The 20,279-nt window shown below is 51.0% G+C and carries 17 protein-coding genes and 1 tRNA gene; 11 read left to right on the forward strand and 7 right to left on the reverse strand.

Annotated elements, in window-relative coordinates; genetic code table 11:
* Window positions 1–54 precede the first annotated feature (54 nt).
* Window positions 55–1,137, forward strand: a complete 1,083-nt coding sequence (mltC, locus tag DPA2511_RS15550; RefSeq protein ID WP_015854703.1) for a membrane-bound lytic murein transglycosylase MltC — start codon at window positions 55–57, stop codon at window positions 1,135–1,137.
* A gap of 108 nt (window positions 1,138–1,245) precedes the next feature.
* On the opposite strand, the gene DPA2511_RS15555 is transcribed toward mltC, so the two are convergent.
* Both DPA2511_RS15555 and DPA2511_RS15560 read right to left on the reverse strand, forming a co-directional pair.
* Window positions 1,246–2,076, reverse strand: a complete 831-nt coding sequence (locus DPA2511_RS15555) for a phosphoenolpyruvate hydrolase family protein (protein ID WP_015854704.1) — start codon at window positions 2,074–2,076, stop codon at window positions 1,246–1,248.
* Window positions 2,077–2,086: 10 nt separating this feature from the next.
* The gene (locus DPA2511_RS15560; protein WP_015854705.1) at window positions 2,087–3,301 is read right to left on the reverse strand and encodes a Tm-1-like ATP-binding domain-containing protein; all 1,215 of its coding nucleotides are present in this window, start codon (window positions 3,299–3,301) and stop codon (window positions 2,087–2,089) included.
* Between the two features lie 275 nt (window positions 3,302–3,576).
* On the opposite strand from DPA2511_RS15560, the gene DPA2511_RS15570 reads away from it, so the two are divergent.
* Both DPA2511_RS15570 and ansP read left to right on the forward strand, forming a co-directional pair.
* Complete coding sequence (locus tag DPA2511_RS15570; protein WP_194250202.1) at window positions 3,577–4,206, forward strand: TetR/AcrR family transcriptional regulator; 630 nt, start codon at window positions 3,577–3,579, stop codon at window positions 4,204–4,206.
* 340 nt (window positions 4,207–4,546) lie between these two features.
* Window positions 4,547–6,004, forward strand: coding sequence for an L-asparagine permease (gene ansP / locus DPA2511_RS15575; protein ID WP_015854707.1), 1,458 nt, complete (start codon window positions 4,547–4,549; stop codon window positions 6,002–6,004).
* Between the two features lie 89 nt (window positions 6,005–6,093).
* Here ansP and DPA2511_RS15580 read toward each other — a convergent pair whose 3' ends face one another.
* Window positions 6,094–8,247, reverse strand: a complete 2,154-nt coding sequence (locus tag DPA2511_RS15580) for an ornithine decarboxylase (RefSeq protein ID WP_015854708.1) — start codon at window positions 8,245–8,247, stop codon at window positions 6,094–6,096.
* A gap of 593 nt (window positions 8,248–8,840) precedes the next feature.
* Between DPA2511_RS15580 and DPA2511_RS15585 the strand changes: the two genes are divergently transcribed.
* Window positions 8,841–8,916, forward strand: a tRNA-Phe gene (locus DPA2511_RS15585).
* Window positions 8,917–9,077: 161 nt separating this feature from the next.
* On the forward strand, window positions 9,078–10,337 hold the full coding sequence (locus tag DPA2511_RS15590) for a tyrosine-type recombinase/integrase (RefSeq protein ID WP_015854709.1): 1,260 nt from the start codon (window positions 9,078–9,080) through the stop codon (window positions 10,335–10,337).
* Between the two features lie 107 nt (window positions 10,338–10,444).
* Here the strand turns inward: DPA2511_RS15590 and DPA2511_RS15595 are convergent, their stop codons facing one another.
* Window positions 10,445–10,639, reverse strand: coding sequence for a YlcI/YnfO family protein (locus DPA2511_RS15595; RefSeq protein WP_015854710.1), 195 nt, complete (start codon window positions 10,637–10,639; stop codon window positions 10,445–10,447).
* Window positions 10,640–10,824: 185 nt separating this feature from the next.
* Between DPA2511_RS15595 and DPA2511_RS15600 the strand changes: the two genes are divergently transcribed.
* The 4 genes from DPA2511_RS15600 to ccdB all read left to right on the forward strand — a co-directional run bounded on the left by DPA2511_RS15600 (window position 10,825) and on the right by ccdB (window position 13,382).
* Window positions 10,825–11,166, forward strand: a complete 342-nt coding sequence (locus tag DPA2511_RS15600; protein WP_015854711.1) for a hypothetical protein — start codon at window positions 10,825–10,827, stop codon at window positions 11,164–11,166.
* An 887-nt stretch (window positions 11,167–12,053) separates the two neighbouring features.
* Complete coding sequence (gene mobC, locus DPA2511_RS15605) at window positions 12,054–12,797, forward strand: MobC family replication-relaxation protein (RefSeq protein ID WP_015854713.1); 744 nt, start codon at window positions 12,054–12,056, stop codon at window positions 12,795–12,797.
* 58 nt (window positions 12,798–12,855) lie between these two features.
* Window positions 12,856–13,074, forward strand: coding sequence for a type II toxin-antitoxin system antitoxin CcdA (gene ccdA / locus DPA2511_RS15610; RefSeq protein ID WP_015854714.1), 219 nt, complete (start codon window positions 12,856–12,858; stop codon window positions 13,072–13,074).
* A gap of 2 nt (window positions 13,075–13,076) precedes the next feature.
* Window positions 13,077–13,382, forward strand: a complete 306-nt coding sequence (gene ccdB, locus DPA2511_RS15615) for a type II toxin-antitoxin system toxin CcdB (RefSeq protein WP_015854715.1) — start codon at window positions 13,077–13,079, stop codon at window positions 13,380–13,382.
* 126 nt (window positions 13,383–13,508) lie between these two features.
* On the opposite strand, the gene DPA2511_RS15620 is transcribed toward ccdB, so the two are convergent.
* Genes DPA2511_RS15620 through DPA2511_RS21935 form a run of 3 tightly spaced genes read right to left on the reverse strand, consistent with a single transcriptional unit; the run spans window position 13,509 to window position 19,387 of the window.
* Entirely contained in the window at window positions 13,509–14,768 is a 1,260-nt protein-coding gene (locus tag DPA2511_RS15620) for a GIY-YIG nuclease family protein (protein ID WP_015854716.1), read from the reverse strand.
* A gap of 1 nt (window position 14,769) precedes the next feature.
* On the reverse strand, window positions 14,770–16,779 hold the full coding sequence (locus DPA2511_RS15625) for a DEAD/DEAH box helicase (protein ID WP_015854717.1): 2,010 nt from the start codon (window positions 16,777–16,779) through the stop codon (window positions 14,770–14,772).
* Window positions 16,772–19,387: a class I SAM-dependent DNA methyltransferase gene (locus DPA2511_RS21935; protein WP_015854718.1), complete on the reverse strand. Its 2,616-nt coding sequence runs from the start codon at window positions 19,385–19,387 to the stop codon at window positions 16,772–16,774. The genes DPA2511_RS15625 and DPA2511_RS21935 overlap by 8 nt, the downstream gene beginning before the upstream one ends.
* 77 nt (window positions 19,388–19,464) lie before the next feature.
* Here DPA2511_RS21935 and DPA2511_RS23225 point away from each other — a divergent pair, with 77 nt between their 5' ends.
* Both DPA2511_RS23225 and DPA2511_RS15635 read left to right on the forward strand, forming a co-directional pair.
* On the forward strand, window positions 19,465–19,677 hold the full coding sequence (locus DPA2511_RS23225; RefSeq protein WP_023638430.1) for a hypothetical protein: 213 nt from the start codon (window positions 19,465–19,467) through the stop codon (window positions 19,675–19,677).
* Window positions 19,643–20,212, forward strand: coding sequence for a recombinase family protein (locus DPA2511_RS15635; RefSeq protein ID WP_015854719.1), 570 nt, complete (start codon window positions 19,643–19,645; stop codon window positions 20,210–20,212). Before DPA2511_RS23225 ends, DPA2511_RS15635 begins: the two co-directional genes overlap by 35 nt.
* The last annotated feature ends 67 nt before the right edge of the window (window positions 20,213–20,279 follow it).

Genomic DNA, 20,279 nt, shown 5'->3' on the forward strand with positions numbered 1-20,279 from the left:
GTGACCACGGGCCGGCAAGGCCCGGATGCCTCCTTTCCCGTATGGCTTTATACGATGAAGAAACTGTTCGTTTTGCTGCTCGTTGCCCCGTTGCTGATTTCCTGTTCCGGTAAGAAAGGAAATGAATACAACGAGGAATTTGTCAAAGATACCAACGCCTTCGATATTCTGATGGGGCAATTCGCCAATAACATCGAGAATATCTGGGGGCTGAACGAAGTCCTGATCGCCGGGCCCAAGGACTACGTCAAATACTCCGATCAATACCTGACCCGTAGTCATGTCAATTTTGATGCCGGTACCATCACGGTGGAAACCATTTCAGCCACCAATTATCAGGCTAGCCTGCGCCAAGCCATCATCACCACATTGTTGATGGGCGACGACGCCAGCAACACCGATCTGTACTCCGACGCCAACGACATCCAGATCAGCCGCGAACCGTTGCTGTACGGGCAGGTGCTTGACAACACCGGGCAGCCGATCCGCTGGGAAGGTCGGGCGGGCAGCTATGCCGACTATTTGCTGCAAACCCGACTGCAACAGCGCACGTCCGGTATGAAGGTGATCTGGTCCGTGACCATTCAGCTAGTGCCGAACCATCTGGACAAACGTGCGCACAAATTCCTGCCGATAGTACGTAAGGCATCCGAACGTTACGGCATCGATATCCCCTTGATTCTGGCCATCATGCAGACCGAATCCAGTTTCAACCCTTACGCTGTCAGCCGTTCCGATGCGCTCGGCTTGATGCAGGTGGTGCAACACAGCGCCGGCCGCGACGTGTTCAAGATGAAGGGTAAATGGGGGCAACCAAGCCGTAACTACCTGTTCGATCCGGAAAACAATATTGATACCGGCACCGCGTATCTGGCCATGCTGAAAAATGTCTATCTGGCTGGGATCCAGAACCCGACGTCACAACGTTATGCCATGATCACCGCCTACAACGGCGGCGCCGGCAGCGTGCTGCGCGTCTTTTCCAGCGACAAAGAAAACGCGGTAAGTATCATCAACCGCATGTCGCCGGGCGACGTTTATCAGACGCTGACCACCCGCCACCCGTCTTCCGAATCGCGTAATTATCTTTACAAGGTCAATAACGCGCAGAAGAACTACCGTGTTTACAACCGGTAAGGCCTGACCCCATCGCCTTTCCATTGACGATAAAAAAACAGCCAGCGCGTTTGCTGGCTGTTTTTTCCCTGGCGTCAGCGTTGTGACGTGTGTGCACTACTCCGGTCTTTATCGCCGGATGTTTTTGAACTGGCGGGTCGTTTCCGTCAGCGCAATTTCCGTCGGCAACCGCTCCATAGAGCTGGCGCCGTAAAACCCGTCGCATAACGGGCAGCGTTCCAAAATGAAACTCGCATCCTCTGGTGTGGCAATAGGCCCGCCGTGACACAGCACGATCACATCTTCACGCACCGATTTGGCCGCCCGAGCCCAGTCATTAATCAATCCCACGCAATCCGGCAGCTTGCGCGATGTTTCCGCGCCGATGTTGCCGCCGGTGGTCAACCCCATATGCGGCACGATGATATCCGCGCCGGCTTCCGTCATGGCGATGGCATCTTCGGCGCTGAAGACATACGGCGTGGTCAGCATATCTTTCTGATGCGCCAGCCGGATCATGTCCACCTCCAGCGCATACCCCATACCGGTTTCTTCCAGATTGGCGCGGAAGTTGCCGTCAATCAGCCCTACCGTCGGGAAGTTCTGCACCCCGGCAAAACCAAGGGCTTTCAAATCATCGAGAAACTTATCGAACTGACAGAACGGATCCGTGCCGTTCACCCCGGCCAGCACCGGCGTATGTTTCACCACCGGCAGAACTTCGCTTGCCATATCCACGACAATTTCATTGGCATTACCGTAAGCCAGCAACCCCGCCAGCGATCCGCGCCCCGCCATCCGGTAGCGACCGGAATTGTAAATCACGATCAGATCGATACCGCCGGCCTCTTCGCACTTGGCGGACAACCCGGTACCGGCACCACCGCCGATAATGGGTTCGTGACGAGCAATTTTCTCCCTGAATCTGGCCAACAACTGTTGGCGATGTTGAACGGACATGCGTTTCTCCTTATTTCAACAGACTTCTGAACATAGCCACCGCCGCACTGGCAAATTGCGGGTCATTAATGTGATACGGCAAGCGGATGATCTGACGTTGCGCCGTCTGTTCAACGGTATCTTCCAACGTCTGGATGAACGCCTGGCGGGCATCAGGATCCCAGAACGCCTGCCCTGGCGCGTCCAGAGCGGAGACCCCGCCCTCCGGGATCAAGAACCGCACTTCACCTTCGCAGCGGTTGAGTTTATCGCCAATCCACCGGGCCATTGCGGCATTCTCTTCCGCCGTGGTGCGCATCAGCGTGACTTGCGCATTGTGGTTATAGAACAACCGATGGGCATATTTTTCCGGGATCGTCGACGGATGGCCGAAATTCACCATATCCAGCGCGCCGCAGGATGCAACGTAAGGCACTCGTGTGCGGGCGATAGCATCGAAACGTTCAGGCAGGCAGGCCAGCACGCCGTCAAACAGCAGATCGCAGACCTCAGTGGTAGTCAGGTCAAGCACGCCGGATAACAGACCGCTGTCCACCAGTTTTTCCATCGCTCTGCCGCCGCTGCCGGTGGCATGGAACACCAGGCAATCAAAATCCCCCTCCAACTGGCGGGAAACGTCCTGGATACAGGGGGTGGTGACGCCGAACATTGTCAGGCCAATCGCGGGCTTATCCTGAACATCGCCCGGCGCAGTACGCCATTTTACCGCACCGGCGATCTGGTGGGCGGCATTGGCCAGCACCTGCCGGGAAATGCGATTCAAACCAGAAACATCCGTTACTGAATACATCATGCTGATATCGCTGGCGCCGATATAGCCGGATACATCGCCTGACGCCATGGTGGAAACCATGAGTTTCGGCACGCCGATCGGTAGCGCCTGCATAGCCGGGGTTATCAGCGCTGTACCGCCGGAACCGCCAAGCCCCAGTAAACCAGCCACATCGTTGCGGGATAATAGGAAACGCTCGAACGCCAGCGCCATGGCATTGATAGCGCGGCCGCGATCGCCGCAAAATACGGCCGCAGCACCTTGAGGATGACAGGCGGCGACCTCTCCGGCGCTGATATCGGCGCCTGTCCGCTCTGTCAGCGCATGAGTGGAAAGATCTACCGTCACGGTTTCTAACCCCGTATCGGCGATTAAATCCCTCACATAAATCAGTTCTTTTTCTTTAGTATCCATTGTTGCCGCGAGATAGACACGGCCAGAAACATGTTCCATTACATCCTCTCCCGCCTGACATGATTAAATCAACAACAACATAAGATATTAATTTATATTGATTTTATCATTACCGTATAAAACATGAACTATAATGAGACTGTGGTTTCAAAACATCAATTCATTAATTATTCAAATGAGACCTGAATCTCATTTAAATATTGCTATCTCATACGGCTATCATTACATTGACATGGCGATCACGTTCACGGCTTTGCTATATTTGGCGCAATCTGATGCGATAAGCCGCAGCTAACCATTTAAAAATACAACGAATGAGGTTATACGTGACTGAACAGGATAACGGTCTCTCCTCCACCCGTGCACGAACCCGGCGCTTGCTGATCGACACGGCTATGACCCTGTTTGACCAGGGTGTATTCCCTTCCATCACTGATATTGCCGCGCAGGCACAACTTTCCCGTGCTACCGCCTATCGTTATTTTCCAACCCAAAGCGATTTGGTCTCCGCCGTCGTCGCTGAAAGTCTGGGCCCGATTCTCGACTGGAATCCGAGCCATCCCGATGCGCTGGAACGCATACTCGAACTGCTGAATTTCGCTTATCCACGTATGTTTCAGCACGAAGGCGCGCTGCGCGCCGCTCTGCATCTTTCTCTGCAACAATGGGCCGACAGACAAGCCAACCGGGAAGCCAAGGAAAAATTGGTGCGCGGCAACCGTAAACGCCTGCTGCACATCGCCACGCAACCGCTGGAGGGGCAAGTGCCCGATGCCATTCGTCAGCGCGTCATACACGCCTTATCGCTGATTTACGGCTCCGAAGTCTTTTTGGTCTTCAAGGATATTTGGGGATTGGACAATCAGGAAGTACAGGACATTACCTGCTGGATGGCGAAAGCGATTGTGCGTCAAGCGCGCGAAGACGCTGAAAATAACCCGTAGGACGTGATGCAAACGATTGGTTACAGTCATAAGCAAATTCTATATCAAAAAACATATCGAGATGACATTCCTTAAAAATCCCAAAACCATAGAATTTAACATCATAAAAAACCAAAAATACAAAATATAAAAACACAACAATACCTGCGAAAGCGCAGAGAATTTTTGCCTCCCGAAAAAGGAAAAGGTAGCATCTCTGCGCTTTTCAGCCCGGCCAAACCAGGAATCCGGTGCCGGATGGTTCGTACTACCACCACACACCGCGCCCGGCGGGCACCCATCCATGAGAAAAAAATCCACTTCATTCTCCTGAATGACAGACAAGGGAACCTCACAGGTAATGAACCAACACAACACAGACTCAGAACAGCATGCCAAACGCCGCTGGCTCGATTCACACGAAGCGGGTTATCACAAAAGCATGGGCAACCGTCAGGTACAGATGATCGCCATCGGCGGCTCCATCGGCACAGGTCTTTTCCTTGGGGCTGGCGCCAGATTGCAAATGGCCGGCCCTGCGCTGGCGCTGGTTTATCTGGTATGCGGCATTTTTTCGTTCTTCATCCTGCGCGCGTTGGGCGAGCTGATTCTGCACCGGCCGTCCAGCGGCAGCTTCGTCTCCTACGCACGGGAATTTCTCGGCGAAAAAGCGTCTTACGTCGCAGGTTGGATGTACTTCCTCAACTGGGCCATGACCGGCATTGTAGATATCACCGCCGTCGCCCTGTATATGCACTACTGGGGCACCTTTGCCGATATCCCGCAATGGGTGCTGGCTCTGAGTGCATTGACCCTTGTCACCACCATGAACATGATTGGCGTGAAGTGGTTTGCCGAAATGGAATTCTGGTTTGCGCTCATCAAGGTGGCAGCCATTTCCCTGTTTCTCATCATCGGTACCCTCTATCTTGGCACCGGCCATCCGTTGGACGGCAACCCGACAGGCATCCACCTGATCTCCGATAATGGCGGCATATTTCCGCACGGTTTACTGCCCGCGCTGGTGCTGGTTCAGGGGGTAATTTTCGCCTTCGCCGGTATAGAGCTGATCGGTACCGCCGCCGGCGAATGCAAAGATCCGGAAAAAACGCTGCCGCGCGCGGTCAATAGCGTGATCTGGCGGATCGGCCTGTTCTATGTAGGGTCCGTTATTTTGCTGGTATGCCTGCTGCCCTGGAACGCCTATCAGGCCGGACAAAGCCCGTTCGTGACCTTTTTCGGTAATCTGGGCGTGCCTTACATCGGCACCATCATGAATATCGTCGTGTTATCGGCCGCGCTTTCCAGCCTCAATTCCGGGCTCTACTCCACCGGACGCATCCTGCGTTCGCTGGCATTGGGCGGCTCCGCCCCCAGGTTTATGGGCAACATGAACGCGCAATCCGTTCCCTACGCCGGAATTTTGGTTACTGTCTGCATCCATGTGATCGGTGTGTTTCTGAACTATATCGTGCCGTCTCAAGTGTTTGAGATCGTGCTGAATGTGGCGTCCATCGGCATTATCTGCTCCTGGGCGTTCATTGTTATCTGTCAGATGAAACTGCGTCAGGCCATCAAGGCGGGTAAGGCGAAGCCGGTGGCGTTTCGCATGCCGGGCGCGCCCTTTACATCCTGGTTGTCGCTGGCGTTTCTGGCGGGCGTACTGGTACTGATGGCCCTGGACTACCCCAACGGTACCTGGACCATCGCCACCGTTCCCGTGCTGGCGATCTTATTGATTCTGGGCTGGTTCGGGCTGCGCAAACAAAAAGAGGAAGCCAATCGGCTTCGGGCGGAACACGAAAACGCCGTCGGCTAACCGGCAAGGGCGACCACTGGCCGCCCGCTTTCGAAGCAACCGCAGCGCTTGCTGCGGTTAACACGGGGCGGAGACATCCTCCGCCAGCGTTACCCGGCAATAACGTAAGCACAAAGACGTTTTTCACCGTCCTCCTGCGCCACGCAGTACACCCCTTGCAATTCCGGTGCGAAGCCCGGCATCAGATTGACACCCGCTTCCAGCGCCAGAAAATATTGCAACGCCGCACCGCTCCACACTTCACCCGGAACCACGCAAAGCACGCCCGGCGGATATGGCAGCGCGCCTTCCGCTGCGATGCGCCCTTCAGCTTCGTGCAGCGGCACCAGTTCTACATCGCCGCGAATGAAGGCGCTATGTGCATCCTGTGGCAAAGCCACCATCTGCGGGAACGACGCTTTGCGGAACATTTCTTTCTGCAAGCGTTTCACATCATGGCTCGCGTAAAAGTCGTGCATTTCCTGACACAAACGACGCAGGGTATAACCGGCATAACGCTGTTCGTACTTGCGATACAGACTTGGCAGCACCTCGCTCAGCGGCGCGTCCCTTGCGATCAAGTGTTCAAACTGCACCAGCGCAGCGACCAGACGCTCCATCTTCATGCGATCTTCCGCCGGGGTCAGCAAGAACAGAATGGAATTGAGATCGCATTTTTCCGGGATGATGCCGTGCTCCCGCAGGTAGTTGGCAAGAATAGTGGCAGGTACACCGAACTCGGTATATTCGCCGGTTTCGGCATGGATCCCCGGCGTCGTCAGCAACAGCTTGCACGGGTCGATAAAATACTGTTCCCGCGCATACCCTTCAAACGCATGCCAATTCTCGCCCGGTTCAAAATTGAAGAAACGCACATCATGCGCCATCGCTTCCGTCTCATGATCCTGCCAACGCAAGCCGCCCACCATAGCGGGGACAAACGGCCGGATCAGAGAACAGTGCTCCAGCAGTTGCTTACGGGTTTCAATCCCCAGCCTGACACACTCCATCCACAACCGACGGCCACTGACGCCTTCGTGCATTTTAGCGTTGACATCCAACGCAGCGAACAGCGGATAAAACGGACTGGTGGATGCATGCAGCATGAACGCATTATTGAGGCGCTTGTGAGGACAAAAACGCTTCTGCCCACGGATATGGTTGTCTTTTTTGTGAATTTGCGACGTCTGAGAAAATCCTGCCTGCTGCTTATGCACCGATTGAGTCACGAAAATACCGGGGTCATTTTCATTCAACTCCAACAGCAGCGGCGAACATTGCTCCATCATCGGAATAAACTGTTCATACCCTACCCAGGCGGAATCAAACAGGATGTAATCACACAGATGACCAATACTATCCACGACCTGGCGTGCGTTATAGATGGTGCCGTCGTAAGTGCCTAGTTGAATGACCGCCAGACGGAACGGGCGCGCTTCCAGCGCACGCTCCGGGGCCACGTCACGCACCAGAGAACGCAGGTAATCTTCGTTGAAACAATGTGCGTCGACACCGCCGATAAAACCAAACGGATTACGAGCGGTTTCCAGATAAATCGGTGTCGCGCCAGCCTGAATCAACGCGCCGTGATGGTTGGATTTGTGGTTATTGCGGTCAAACAGCACCAGATCGCCGCGGGTCAGCAGCGCATTGGTCACGACTTTGTTGGCGGCCGAGGTTCCATTCAACACAAAGTAGGTTTTATCCGCGTTAAATACCCGAGCGGCAAACTTCTGCGCTTTTTTGGCTGCACCTTCATGAATCAGCAAATCGCCCAGTTTGACGTCCGCGTTACAGATATCGGAACGAAACAGATTCTCGCCGTAAAACTCGAAAAATTGACGCCCTGCCGGATGCTTGCGGAAGAACTCGCCCCCCTGATGCCCGGGACACGCAAAGGTGGTATTACGCATGCCGACATACTTGGCAAGCGTATCGAAAAATGGCGGTAACAGACGCGCCTGATAGTCCGCCGCGGCTTTCTCCAACTGGATAGCGTGCTCGCCGGCGGCATCCAGACTCAGCCACTCGCTGCCCGGCGGCAACGTTTCCTCGCTGTGGTGCCAGGGTTCGCGTATGACAAACGCCGGGATGCCGAAACCAGAATGATGCATCACCGACAAGAGACCGCTGCGGGCTTCCTCCACCGATACCACCACTGCTGCGATGTCGGTAAAATCGGTCTGACTGAGCGCCACAACCGGACGCAGGGTGAGAAGACGGGAGGCAACCGCCGTATTAGCCGCAATTTTTAACTGTTTCATGTAACCAAACCCAAACGGTTAAGAATGAGTGTACGTGCCTGAAAGACACAGCGCAGGGATAATCATCCCGAAAACCACCACGATGCCGACCAAAAACGACAGGCGTATGACTCCGCGCAGTATCGCGGGTCAGGGCTGGAAGAGTTGGGATCAGCACCATCCGATAGACATCAGTAAAATCAGAGACGACGCTCTATTTTTAATCATGCCTAACAGTGGGCGTAACGACGCCTCACCGCATGGTGGCTGGGGATAATCGGAACGAACGGAATGTGGACAATAAACGGCGGGAACGTGGCGACATCATCAAGGCACCGGCGCGAAATGACTGCGCCACGAACATTGAATCCGACATATCAGCAACCCTCGTAACCACAGGTGAACGGTAAGTTAAAAACCGCGCAATAGTGGCATTATTTTTCGTCGAATTCAAGAATACGAAACGGCTTGGCGGCTCAACCCGCAACAAAAATCACGGTTCTGCATTAATAGCTAGAAAAGTAAAATGTGTTGTCTGAAAATAGAGCAACCACACTGTCTTTGACAGAAACTCGTTGACGCCGTGCAGCCAATACGGTTTAATGCGCCCCGTTGCCCGGATAGCTCAGTCGGTAGAGCAGGGGATTGAAAATCCCCGTGTCCTTGGTTCGATTCCGAGTCCGGGCACCACCTTTCCTTTTTTATGCTTCCTTATCAATCCCTATATTGTTGCGATTCAATAAGTTGGCGTGAAAATCTTTTCCGATGCGTTTTGATTTATCCCTTCGTATCGGGGAATTTGTGGGTCAGATTGCGGGTCATTCAGTTCGATGAACGGGAGTGACCCTCATATGTTAACTGACAGCAAAGTCCGATCCGCGAAACCTCTCGCAAAATCTTATAAGCTCACTGACTCGCACGGCCTGTACCTCACGGTATCCGCCAGCGGCGCTAAGCTATGGTATTTCCGCTATCGCCTCGGCGGTAAAGAAAGCCGTCTGGCTTTTGGCCCCTACCCGCAAACTACGCTGGCGGAAGCCCGTGAAAAGCGCGATGTGGCGCGTAAGCTGCTGGCGTCCGGCATCAGCCCTTCTCAGCTTCGCAAGGCGAACAACCCCGCCGTTGAGGAATCCCGAACATTCCAGTATGTCGCTCAGGCGTGGCACACCAGCAGCCTGAAACTCTGGTCGGAAGCCCATGCCGATAAAATTCTCACCTGCCTGAAACGCTATGTTTTCCCCACGATTGGCGCGATGGATATCGCGCAGGTTGAAACCCGTCATTTAGCGCAGTTGGTTAAGGCGATTGACGATAAAGGCGTGCATGACGTCGCCGGACGGGTACGCCAGCATCTGACCAAAATCATGCGTCACGCCGTCCAGCAGGGCGTCATCAAATACAATCCGGCTTACGATTTGGACGGTGTCGTGACCCCGGTCGTGACCCAACATCACCCCGCCCTGCCGCTGAAACGCCTCCCTGAACTGCTGGAGAAAATGGAAAACTACAAAGGCCGGATGCTCACCCGTCTGGCGCTGGAACTGAATCTGCACGTGTTTCTGCGCTCCAGTGAACTGCGTTTTGCCCGCTGGGATGAATTTAACCTGAAGGCGCATATCTGGAGCGTGCCCGCCCAGCGCGAAGCGGTAAACGGCGTGCGGTTCTCAGAGCGTGGCGCCAAGATGAAGGATGAACATTTGGTGCCGCTGTCACGGCAGGCGGTCGCCCTGCTGAAACAGATTCAGGCGCTTTCCGGCGAATCGGTCTTCGTTTTTCCCGGCGCACATACCCTGAACAAGCCGATGAGTGAGAACACCGTCAACAAGGCGCTGCGCGTGATCGGCTACGACACCAAAACCGAAATCTGTGGGCATGGTTTCAGAACGATGGCCTGTAGCGCCCTGAACGAGTCTGGACGCTGGTCAAAGGATGCCATTGAGCGGCAGATGAGCCACAAAGAGCGCAACGGCGTGCGGGCGGCTTACGTGCATAAAGCGGAGCATCTGGAAGCCAGAATCGAAATGATGCAGTGGTGGTCGGATTATCTGGACGTCAACCGTGAGGGCTATGTCGCGCCGTATATTTATGCGCGGAGTCATTCGGCTGGCTAACGCGCTGCGCTTGTTGGCTCCTGACACGGGCTTTCTATGTGATAGAAAACCCGTCAGGAGAGTTGTCGTAAAACCATTCGAGCATTCTGCCAAACGTCTCTTACACGTTAGGATTTCACTGGCTTATCGCGTTTTGGCGCTGCCAATTTTTGGTTGCAAGCATCCAGAACCCAGGCTGAAAAATTAGCATCGGGATCTTCCGTTTTCTCCTGCGCAACGCTGGCGTTTATTTCTTCGATAAGCTCATGCGGGAAGCGAATTCCCTTTGTGGTCGAACGCTTGTTTTTAGAACCTGTAGGCATGCCGTTTTCCTTTCTCGCTGAACGCACACTATACAAGGAAAAATATTTTTAAACACGTTGACGTGTATGTGCACCTAGCGCTAAGGTGTATGAACACCAAGAGTAAATTCATGGTGAAAAACGAAACCCGGCAGTGCGCCAACACTAACCGGGCTTCTGACCACAACATTATGAGGACTAATGCTATGGCTGACACCGATAGTAACACGGGCGCGTCTTATCAATCACTGCCGGATTATGAGAACCGTTACTCTGCCATGAGTGCCGCGCTGGCTCGTCTGGACTTTTCACACATGGATAATGACGAACTCTCGCAGGTCACAGAATATTGCGCCGAAACACAGGCCGGGCTTTGCCATTGCCTGAATTTCATTGGCGATGCGCTAATTACCTTTGCCGATAATGACGTGTGCGAATCGACGCCAGAAAGCTTGTGCCAGTTGGGGCATGGGTTAACTGCAATTAGTTTACTCATCCCTGCCCTTTCCGATATGCACAAACGAGCACACTCACTCACCGTCAGATAACCATCTGAATATAACCTGCCCGATTAAAGCTCTGCCGTGGATGACTCACGGTCAGGGCTTTTTTGCTTTCGTGACTCAATAACAATAACTCTCCCCATCCGATATTGAGTTGTTTGCAGGCAGCCTCCTCCTTTCCCGATAGCCTTCCCTACTGGCTGATTCCAGCGGGGTAGACATGCCAACACGTTTTATTTTCGCAGCACTCAACATGCCATTAAGCCACGACGCAGGACGCGACGGGGTTAGGCGGTTGAATACCTGCGCCTCGCGGGCATTCAACCGTGGCGTGAGGCGAGTAAATGCCATTTCGCAGAAAGGGCTCATTTGCGTCGCCCGAACCCACCCGCGAGCGTTTCCCCCAAGGGAAACCGAGCTGGCCGGGGGAGCCGAATAAATTTTGCCGCCCCAGCGAGCAAAAAGACGCGCCCACGCGTCGGTTTATTTGGGGGGCGTCAGCCCCGCACACCGTCGCCGCTAAGTCTCCGGCCACAAGCCGGTAGCGTGGCGCGACTACCCACTTTGAAGGCGTTTTCCCATTTTTTCGCTGACCGGAACGGGCAAAAGAAAAAGTGGGCGAAAAACGGCGTCTCAAAGGGGGTAGTCGCGCGTAGCGCGCGACGGTGTGCCGCCGTTGACGTTGGGGGTTTTGGCGTGGCGTCCAGCCGCGACATTACCCCCATGCGACAGGCAATAAGGGCGTCCAGCCCGCATGAACTGGCGCACGCCGTTCTGTGCCGGGAAATGTATTTTCCGGCACAGGGCTGCGAAGCGGCCACCGCATTCGCCTCATGACGTCGACTCATGCCAGTGGGCGAAGGTATTCCCCCATGCAATGAGGCGATAAAACCGAAAGAGCAAACACCCCAGTAAAATGCGAAGGAGGAACCATGCTGATTTCTGATTACCGTGAACGCCGGGCGCGTAGTCACGAAAAAATGCGACTTCTGCTCACCTTTTTGAGAGAAGAAACCTACAGCGACTTTAAAACGTTGATGCTGCTTTTTGATTATAAAAATCACAAGCCGCTTTATCTGTTGCTGGCAAAAGCCATCGACATGGGATTGATCCAAAAGCATGAAATAAACATCAAAATGGTGAAAACCTCTCTGTGGGGGATCACCAATGACGGATTATCCGTTGTTGCCACACCCCATGAGGATGGTTTTCCTGCACGGTTTGAGCCCTCGAAAGTCACTGGCTGGACACTGATGCAGCGCCTTGATCGTCAGCTAGCACGGCTCCTTCTTGAAAAGAAAGGCGCTTATGGGTGGATCAGCGGCGCTGATTCAACATTCCGCAGTCGCTACAAGGTATATCATCGCCCGGCCGGGGTGATAACGTTACCAGACGGAACCGTCATCGCCGTTGAGACTGAGCGCCATCTGAAAACCAAGGCCCGTTATCAGGCAATTATCACACAGCATTTGATAACTCGTACTCAAAAACGTTGGATGTACGTCTTCTATATCGTGCCAGATCCACAGAAAAAACGGGCTATCGAACTGCTATTAAATAGTGTCAAACACGCCATCGTGAATCATCAGCACATCCCGCTGGAAGCGAAGCACCGCAATGTTTTTCGGGTTTATACGGTTGAGGAGTTGAGGGGGTTGGATTTGAATCTTGGCTAATTGCTGAACAACCATGCGAAGTATATACTCACAGTATGCATAAAAGAGGATCACTATCATGAAACACCGTGTCAGCGTTACCGTGGACAAGGACAATTATCAGGTTCTGAGTGCTGCCGGAGTCAATATTTCCGGGCTGGTGAATGATGCCATTGGCAAAGAAGCCCGCCGCATCAAAGCTGAAGTGTGGAGAAAGGAAAACCGCGAAGGGATGGAGGAAGTCGCCCGACTCATCGCACAGCATGGCTCCTTTGCGGATGAAAACAGGAACTGGTGATCATGCAATTCATTGTTTATGAATACAAACGAGCCAGTCATTACAAAATGTTTGTCGATGTGCAAAGTGATATTGTCGAGACTCCCAAGCGGCGTATGGCTATCCCGCTTATCGAATCGCACCACCTGTCTGAGAAAGTGAATAAAACGCTGTTCCCGCTGATTCGCATCGATGGGGAAGATTATCGGCTGATGACCACTGAGCTATCGAGCGTTCCTGTTGAGGTCATTGGTGAAGTTATCGCGGATCTTGGCGGCTACGCAGATGAGATCAAGGATGCTATTAATCTTATGTTTTGGGGGATTTGAGAGGGGGTTCATTGTGCTTGCATCAAGTCTTATGCATAGCGTCTCTTAAGCTGAGTACAATCAGTATGTCGGAAGAGCTCTAAAAGTGAATGCCTCAGCTTATTGGTATACTTACAGGCCATAGCCTTATAACCCAGGGTGTTTCGCAACAATTTTCCCAGTCGTATTATCCAGTCGGTACTGCGAAATAGTTCCGTCCACAATGTGCTGGATAACGGCCTGAACTGTAGCCAATGGGACATTAAACCACTCTCTTGGAGTATAGATCTGACCATTATGGCTCTTGAGCGTAATGTTGAGCCGACGGGCAGCGAGGAAACCATGTACCAATGCCTCTAATTTTTGGGCATTGAGGTTAAAACACTGGCTGGTAGCCACAATCCTGACAGGTGCTTCAAGGAAAGTACGGTCTTTCTCGGCATGCTCAATGCGCTGCTCCACAGTTGTTTCAGTAAAACCAATTTTGTAAAGACTTTGTTTATAAGGAATAAGCGCTGGGTCTGTACTTGTGGTCGCGAGCACATAAACCAAGCCGGTCGGCACCGCAGTATCTGATGGTTGCAACGTCTTGCCATTGAGTTGCACCTTGCGCCCCTCTTTATCCCTCACCAAACCGTGAGTTAAGGATTGATAGAGCATGTTCATTTCGGTGCCATTCTCAAATATCAGTCGCAATCGGGCGTTGTAAGTACGGTACTGACCCAGACGTTCACCAGCACTATGGACATATCCCAGTAACCCATTAAGAATAAAAAAATCGCCTTCAACAATTTTCAATTTATGTGTAAAACGCTCAAGACTAAAAACCCCATTTTTTAATCCCTTATGCAGGCTATAAAACAAGGGTTCGAAACGCTGGAAGTCTTGACACGGCTGGCGCTGAGCAATGTCATCTGGCTGCTCTTTTTTATCAGCAGAAACATACTGTAAGCTGAAGATATCAGGTTCTGCAAAATTTAATAAACCGTCCTCATCGTCGGCAAAAATATCCTCTAAAGAAGTCACCAGTTCTGATTTGTTGGCATAGGATAATGGTGTTGGTTCAGCGGCTAGTGGGGTTCTACCATTTTCAATATGATTTGAAGCCAGAAGCCCCCGGCAATCCAGCGTTTGCAACGAAGCACATATGTTGGGATTTTCTTTAATGATGCGCAATCGTCTTGCCAGGCGTTTTTCATCAAGAGAAGCGGCGCTGTTTTCAGTTGGCATACGGCCATGCCGATCGTAAAACGCGGCAATTTCAGCAAACTGATTGCCAGCCAAATCGACAGGACTCGCCTTGTGCTTCAGAGGGTGAACATTCAATAAACAGAGATCATCTTCTTCACTGAGGATCTCATCTAATGTTGATTTGGCCGCTAATCGCGTTGTCGATAACCGGATCATTTTACTGCTCCTGATTAGCCAACTTCTGTTGCTTCATTTTGCGGATAAAGGCGAGCGCTTCGGCATAACGCTTCTCAATCGGATCACTGGCATTCAGCGACGGCTCTCTCTGTTGCTCTCGGGTGAACTGCTTGATCTTAGGCCAAAGTATAATTGCTTCTTCTTCGGAGACCTGCGATCGGCTGGCACTTACCGCTTCCTGAATGGTTTTCAGCATAGGCGCAGTTACCGATTTAGAGAGAATTTCATAAGCACCATGGAACGGATTAACCGCATCTATCAGGTCTATATCCAAATTATCAATACAGATGAACTTTTCACCCATCTTCAGGAACTGCTTACCTGCGACACTGTTTACTGACTCTTCTTCAGCGCCATTCGCCATATCCACATTGGCATCCTGCGGCAGGTCTTCCCAATCAACCACGCCCCCTTTCTGAGTGATCAACATACTTTGTAATACTCCTATGCGTACCTGTTCCTGCTCTTCGTCGGTCAAATCTGGGTAAAGCGTCTGAATCACAGCAGGCAAAGCCACTTGAGTGAAAGTTTCGGGGGGTGTGGTTTCACTGATTGTCTCTTTGACCAACTGTTCGTTAGCCATCAGAGTCGCCATAATTTCGTTCTTGTCACTGTTCAGAATATCCAATACTTTCGGGGATACCGGTGAGGTTGCGGAATCATCTACAAGCAAAGTATTGGGTGGCAGTGGCTGACCGTCCCATTGAGAACGAGGCTTAAACTGGATGTTGGGAGCCAGGATCTGCTCCATCAATAACGACGTGGTGATCGCCTTAAGCATATTATTGACCGATGCCTTCACGTCATCATCCTGTGCATCAGGTTGAGCGATGAGATTGGTAAACTGAGCATGCGTTTTTCCCGTACAATCTCGGGTCGCCCGGCCGATAATCTGCACAATTTCTGTCAGAGAGCTGCGATAGCCAATCGTCAACACATGCTCACAGTAAGGCCAATCAAACCCTTCTTTCGCCATGCCTAAGGCGATGATGATGTCCATGTCATCAACCGCTTTGATATTACGTAAATACGCCTGGATTTTAGGTCGTTCGTTAGGATTATCATCAACCAGATTGGCTAATTTGAGCTCACAGCCATTTTTTCCCGCAATATGGTAAACCCCAGTCAAAGGATCGCGTTTTATCACGCTGCCAAGCACATCGATGATAGCATCGACCTCTCCGTATTTATCTTTGGTTGATTCACCGGAATTGACATTCGGAATATGAATAATCGTTTTTTTGCTGGTATCGAGTACCGTGGGCAATGCATCAATATAACGCCCCTGATAAAAATGATAACCAATACCCAGAGATTTAAGATATTGATAGCCATTCAGCTGCTCGTAATAGGTGTATGTCACCTTAGTGAACAGCGCTTCATCCTCAGGCAACAGGATCGGCACGGTATCGCCTCGGAAATATGATCCGGTCATGGCAACGATATGCGCACTCGATTTTTTTATGAGCTCATCAATAAGATTACCAAGCCGATTATCACCATCGGCAGAAACATGGTGAAACTCATCAATAGCCACCAGGCAATTATCGAAATCTGTTACCACTAATTTATCAAAGGCAAAACGCAAGGTCGCATGAGTACATATCAGAATACGTTCGTTGCCCTGCATAAAGCGTTGAAAAGCCTGAACCTTACCCGCTTCCCCACCATCCACACACAGATTGTTCTCGGATGTAACACGCCAGTCAGCAAAAAAACCTTGTTCGGTTAAATTGGTCTCCTGAAAAGAGCCACCGATAGACTTTTCCGGAACGGCGACAATCACTTTTCGCACGCTCTGATTTTCCAGCTTATCCAGCCCCAGAAACATTAACGCACGCGATTTTCCCGAAGCCGGAGGGGCCTTGATCAATAGATACTGACTATTTCGTTCAGCAAAAGCTCGGGCCTGCATTTCACGCATTCCCATCGAATTAAGGCCGGTACTTTGCCCCGTCTGACCATACTCAACGTGCAATAAATTATTCATTATGGTTTCCTGCGTTGGCCGGTGTTCTGCTCTTTCTTGGTTTAGCCTGAGTTACTGTCAGTTTCTGCGTCAGTGCTTCATAACGTGCCAGCAGGCAGCTTAAGCGGTCGGCTGCATCTTTGAATGGGGGCTCACGGTAAAGTCGATCCACCGCGGTATCGAGAGCCTGATGGGCGGTTAACAGCTTTTGCGGCATCTTATCGGGATCATAGAGTTCAGCGAGTGTACGTCCTGGGAATTCTTCACGGATTAAAATCACGTCTTCGGCAAGAATCTCGATTTCTTTGCGTTGTATTTCGGTCACTTCAGGCCAGGGAAAAGGGTTGTAAACTACCGATGCAGAATAGCGATAGTCACTTTTCAACCTACCAGCTACCAACCTCATCCAGTCGTTATGCATTAAAGAAGAAAGTATGCCGAATTCGTATAGTGTGCCGTTGGGAATAATATAATTAAGGTTTGTTGAAATTACCTCTGCATTAAAAAAACCTAGGGGAACATAGGTGCGACGCTCTGATGACACGCTGGGAACTAGGATATAGTTATTAGGGTTATTTAAATCCCGAAATTGATGTGGCCGCTCTGCCATTTTTTGTGCACCTTTATCAGGACTTTTCCTGCGTGTTTCCGCTACACGCTGCACTCGCTGATAAACAAGTGGCATTGCCTGAAGCTCATCATTTGTTATCCCTACCAGCCATAAACACCAACGCTCTTTGCTATTTAAATACTCATCGGCCCCCAACAATTTCTTAATCCAGCGTTCAGATTTGGGTTCTTTTTTTAATAACTCATCCCGTTCCTGCCTACTTAACAATAAGTGTCCACCATCAGTTGGCTTATTGCCAAATAATAAAGATGACACTCCGTTAACCATCGGTTTATTCCGTGAAAAAATAGTAATATTACTCCCCTCAATCAAATACGGACTAATATTATCAATCTGCTTACAATGCCACTCTCTATTAACTCTCTGATATAATTTTCTTGTTCTTGATTGAGCTGATAACCCGATGATAATTACGTGAACAGCTGCTTTATCACGGGCATTGTTCACCCATGGAAAAGTTGGATAAGCAAAATGGATATTTAGCCCGAGGGAAAAAATTGGCGGCCACAGTGTCGCAACCTGCTCTCCCTGACAAATGGAATTGGTTGCTACCAGGGCCAGCTCAGCACATGAATGTTGAATGTATTGCGCCCCTTTCCAGAACCAGCAAGCAACAAAATCTAAGGTTCCTAACGCTTTGAAGTCGCTAAATACAGCCTGCATATCAGCACGTTGCTCATCTGAACGTCCCAGTGTTCCTAAAAAGGGCGGATTACCGATTACATACACTTCATCATCAACTTTTTTAGGACAGACCTGATACCAGTCAAGACGCAAGCTATTACCACTATGAATATTTCCACTTTCACGTAACGGCAATGCCAGTGGCGCGAAACCAAACGCTTTTTCCCACTGACTATTCACCTGGTGCTCCGCCAGCCAGAGGGATAACCGAGCGATCTGGCTGGCGAAGTCATCAATCTCAATGCCGTAAAACTGTGACAGATGAAGACCGCTCATTGAAAATGTTTGAGGTTCCAGCTCACGCAGAGCTTCAATCACTTCAATTTCCAGATTGCGTAACGCTTTGTAGGCCACAATCAGGAAATTACCGGATCCACATGCAGGATCGAATACTTTGATCTTGCCGAGTCGCACCAGTAACGCTTTAAGCCCCTTGGCATTGTTACGTTGTTTATCCAGTTCAACGCGTAACGGATCAAGAAACAGGGGCTGAATCACCTTCATGATATTGCGATATGAAGTGTAGTGCTGCCCTAAGCGGCTGCGCTGTTCCACATCAATCACAGCCTGGAACATGCTGCCGAAAATGTCTGGGTTAATCTCACTCCAGTTCATGGTTCCGCATTCGAGTAAGATCTTGCGCCCCTTTTTGCGCAGTTCGGGAACCGGTTCATCGCTGGCAAACAATCCACCATTTACATACGGAAATGCTGCAAGATGGGCGGGTAGCCTTTGCCGCTGCGGGCTGTCAGGCTTCTCATCTAACACACCAAATAACTGATAAAGAAATGAATCCAGATCGCTGCCATCTTCTTCGGTAAAACTTTTGACAGCAGACGTGAACTGGGCGAGGGCAAAAATACCGGTGTCTTCGGCAAAAAGGCAAAATAACAAGCGAGTCAGGAAGACGTTAAGGGCATGGATATCTTCCGACTTACTGAGGTCATTGTGGACTCGGATGAGGTCAAACAATCTCCCCATCTTCTCGGCGGCCTTCACATCAGCAGGGTTTTCACTGCTGATAATGGCTTTCTCAAGGCCCACTAACGGCAAAAAGAAACCATAGTTGCTATGTAACTCGTCCATTTCAATGTCGAGCCGCTCTTTACTTGCGGTATCCCAAGCCAGAAAGCGAGTAAAATCAGTGATCAGCACGAAGCGGATCTTATTTTTAGCTATCGCTGGGTCATCAATGCACTGATTTAGCAGAGTCTCAAGCTCTTCTCCTTCCGCAGCAGACTGAAACCAGAGTTTATTCTTGATACCGACCTGACCAGGCTCTTTAGCGATGTTACGGCTACTGCCCTGACGCACCTGTGTAATCGTTGGTTTATCTACAAGCGGTATATAGTTATGGCAAAAAACAAGTTATGCATTCTGAAGGATCATGTATGGCAGTGAATCAGGCGAGGATTTTCGAGCAGCTTGAACAGATAACCCACGAGCTGAATCGTGATGAATTTATTTATGGTTTTATGGCCGCTTTTGATTTTCCTAAATCAACAATTATGCAGATGAGCGTTATCTGGCGATCTGGCATTCTCCGTGCTTTTAGCAGGAGGAAATGGCGTGTTAATAGGCTATGTCAGGGTATCAACAAATGACCAAAACACCGATTTACAACGCGAAGCGTTGGAACGGCTAGGATGTGAACAGATATTTGAAGAGAAAATCAGTGGGACTACAGAGAAAAAACCGAAACTCAATAGTGCTCTGAAGGCATTACAGGCGGGGGATACGCTCGCGGTGTGGAAACTGGATCGATTGGGACGAAGCATGAGACAACTTGTCAAATTAATGGACACGTTGCAACAACGCGGGATTCATTTTCGTAGTGTGACCGATTCCATAGATACCGCCACGCCAATGGGAAGGTTTGTTTTTCACATTATGGGTGCGATGGCTGAAATGGAACGAGAGCTTATTGTCGAACGAACCCGTGCGGGTTTGGCTGCCGCTAGGGCTAAAGGACGCATAGGCGGACGCAGGCCCAAGCTAACGCCGGAGCAATGGGCGCAAGCCGGACATCTTCTGGCTAATGGCGTCCCGCGCCAGCAGGTGGCACTGATTTATGACGTAGCAGTAGATACCTTATATCGAAAATTCCCCGTCGGCAGAAAACTGAGGGCCAAAACGTAACGTTGAAAAGATCAAGTAATCTATTTTTGGTAAACCTGTCTTCCAGCAGAGAGACAGGTTTACCACT

Source organism: Musicola paradisiaca NCPPB 2511 (assembly GCF_000400505.1).
GTDB lineage: Bacteria > Pseudomonadota > Gammaproteobacteria > Enterobacterales > Enterobacteriaceae > Musicola > Musicola paradisiaca.

What these genes read in the sequence shown, in the direction of transcription:
- DPA2511_RS15555 (WP_015854704.1), bottom strand. Translation starts at nt 2,076, where the DNA reads ATGTCCGTTCAACATCGCCAACAGTTGTTGGCCAGATTCAGGGAGAAA.
- DPA2511_RS15570 (WP_194250202.1), top strand. Translation starts at nt 3,577, where the DNA reads ATGAGGTTATACGTGACTGAACAGGATAACGGTCTCTCCTCCACCCGT.
- mobC (WP_015854713.1), top strand. Translation starts at nt 12,054, where the DNA reads ATGCTGATTTCTGATTACCGTGAACGCCGGGCGCGTAGTCACGAAAAA.
- ansP (WP_015854707.1), top strand. Translation starts at nt 4,547, where the DNA reads ATGAACCAACACAACACAGACTCAGAACAGCATGCCAAACGCCGCTGG.
- DPA2511_RS15600 (WP_015854711.1), top strand. Translation starts at nt 10,825, where the DNA reads ATGGCTGACACCGATAGTAACACGGGCGCGTCTTATCAATCACTGCCG.
- DPA2511_RS15625 (WP_015854717.1), bottom strand. Translation starts at nt 16,779, where the DNA reads ATGAATAATTTATTGCACGTTGAGTATGGTCAGACGGGGCAAAGTACC.
- DPA2511_RS15580 (WP_015854708.1), bottom strand. Translation starts at nt 8,247, where the DNA reads ATGAAACAGTTAAAAATTGCGGCTAATACGGCGGTTGCCTCCCGTCTT.
- DPA2511_RS15620 (WP_015854716.1), bottom strand. Translation starts at nt 14,768, where the DNA reads ATGATCCGGTTATCGACAACGCGATTAGCGGCCAAATCAACATTAGAT.
- ccdA (WP_015854714.1), top strand. Translation starts at nt 12,856, where the DNA reads ATGAAACACCGTGTCAGCGTTACCGTGGACAAGGACAATTATCAGGTT.
- mltC (WP_015854703.1), top strand. Translation starts at nt 55, where the DNA reads ATGAAGAAACTGTTCGTTTTGCTGCTCGTTGCCCCGTTGCTGATTTCC.
- DPA2511_RS15595 (WP_015854710.1), bottom strand. Translation starts at nt 10,639, where the DNA reads ATGCCTACAGGTTCTAAAAACAAGCGTTCGACCACAAAGGGAATTCGC.
- DPA2511_RS23225 (WP_023638430.1), top strand. Translation starts at nt 19,465, where the DNA reads ATGGCAGTGAATCAGGCGAGGATTTTCGAGCAGCTTGAACAGATAACC.
- ccdB (WP_015854715.1), top strand. Translation starts at nt 13,077, where the DNA reads ATGCAATTCATTGTTTATGAATACAAACGAGCCAGTCATTACAAAATG.
- DPA2511_RS15590 (WP_015854709.1), top strand. Translation starts at nt 9,078, where the DNA reads ATGTTAACTGACAGCAAAGTCCGATCCGCGAAACCTCTCGCAAAATCT.
- DPA2511_RS15560 (WP_015854705.1), bottom strand. Translation starts at nt 3,301, where the DNA reads ATGGAACATGTTTCTGGCCGTGTCTATCTCGCGGCAACAATGGATACT.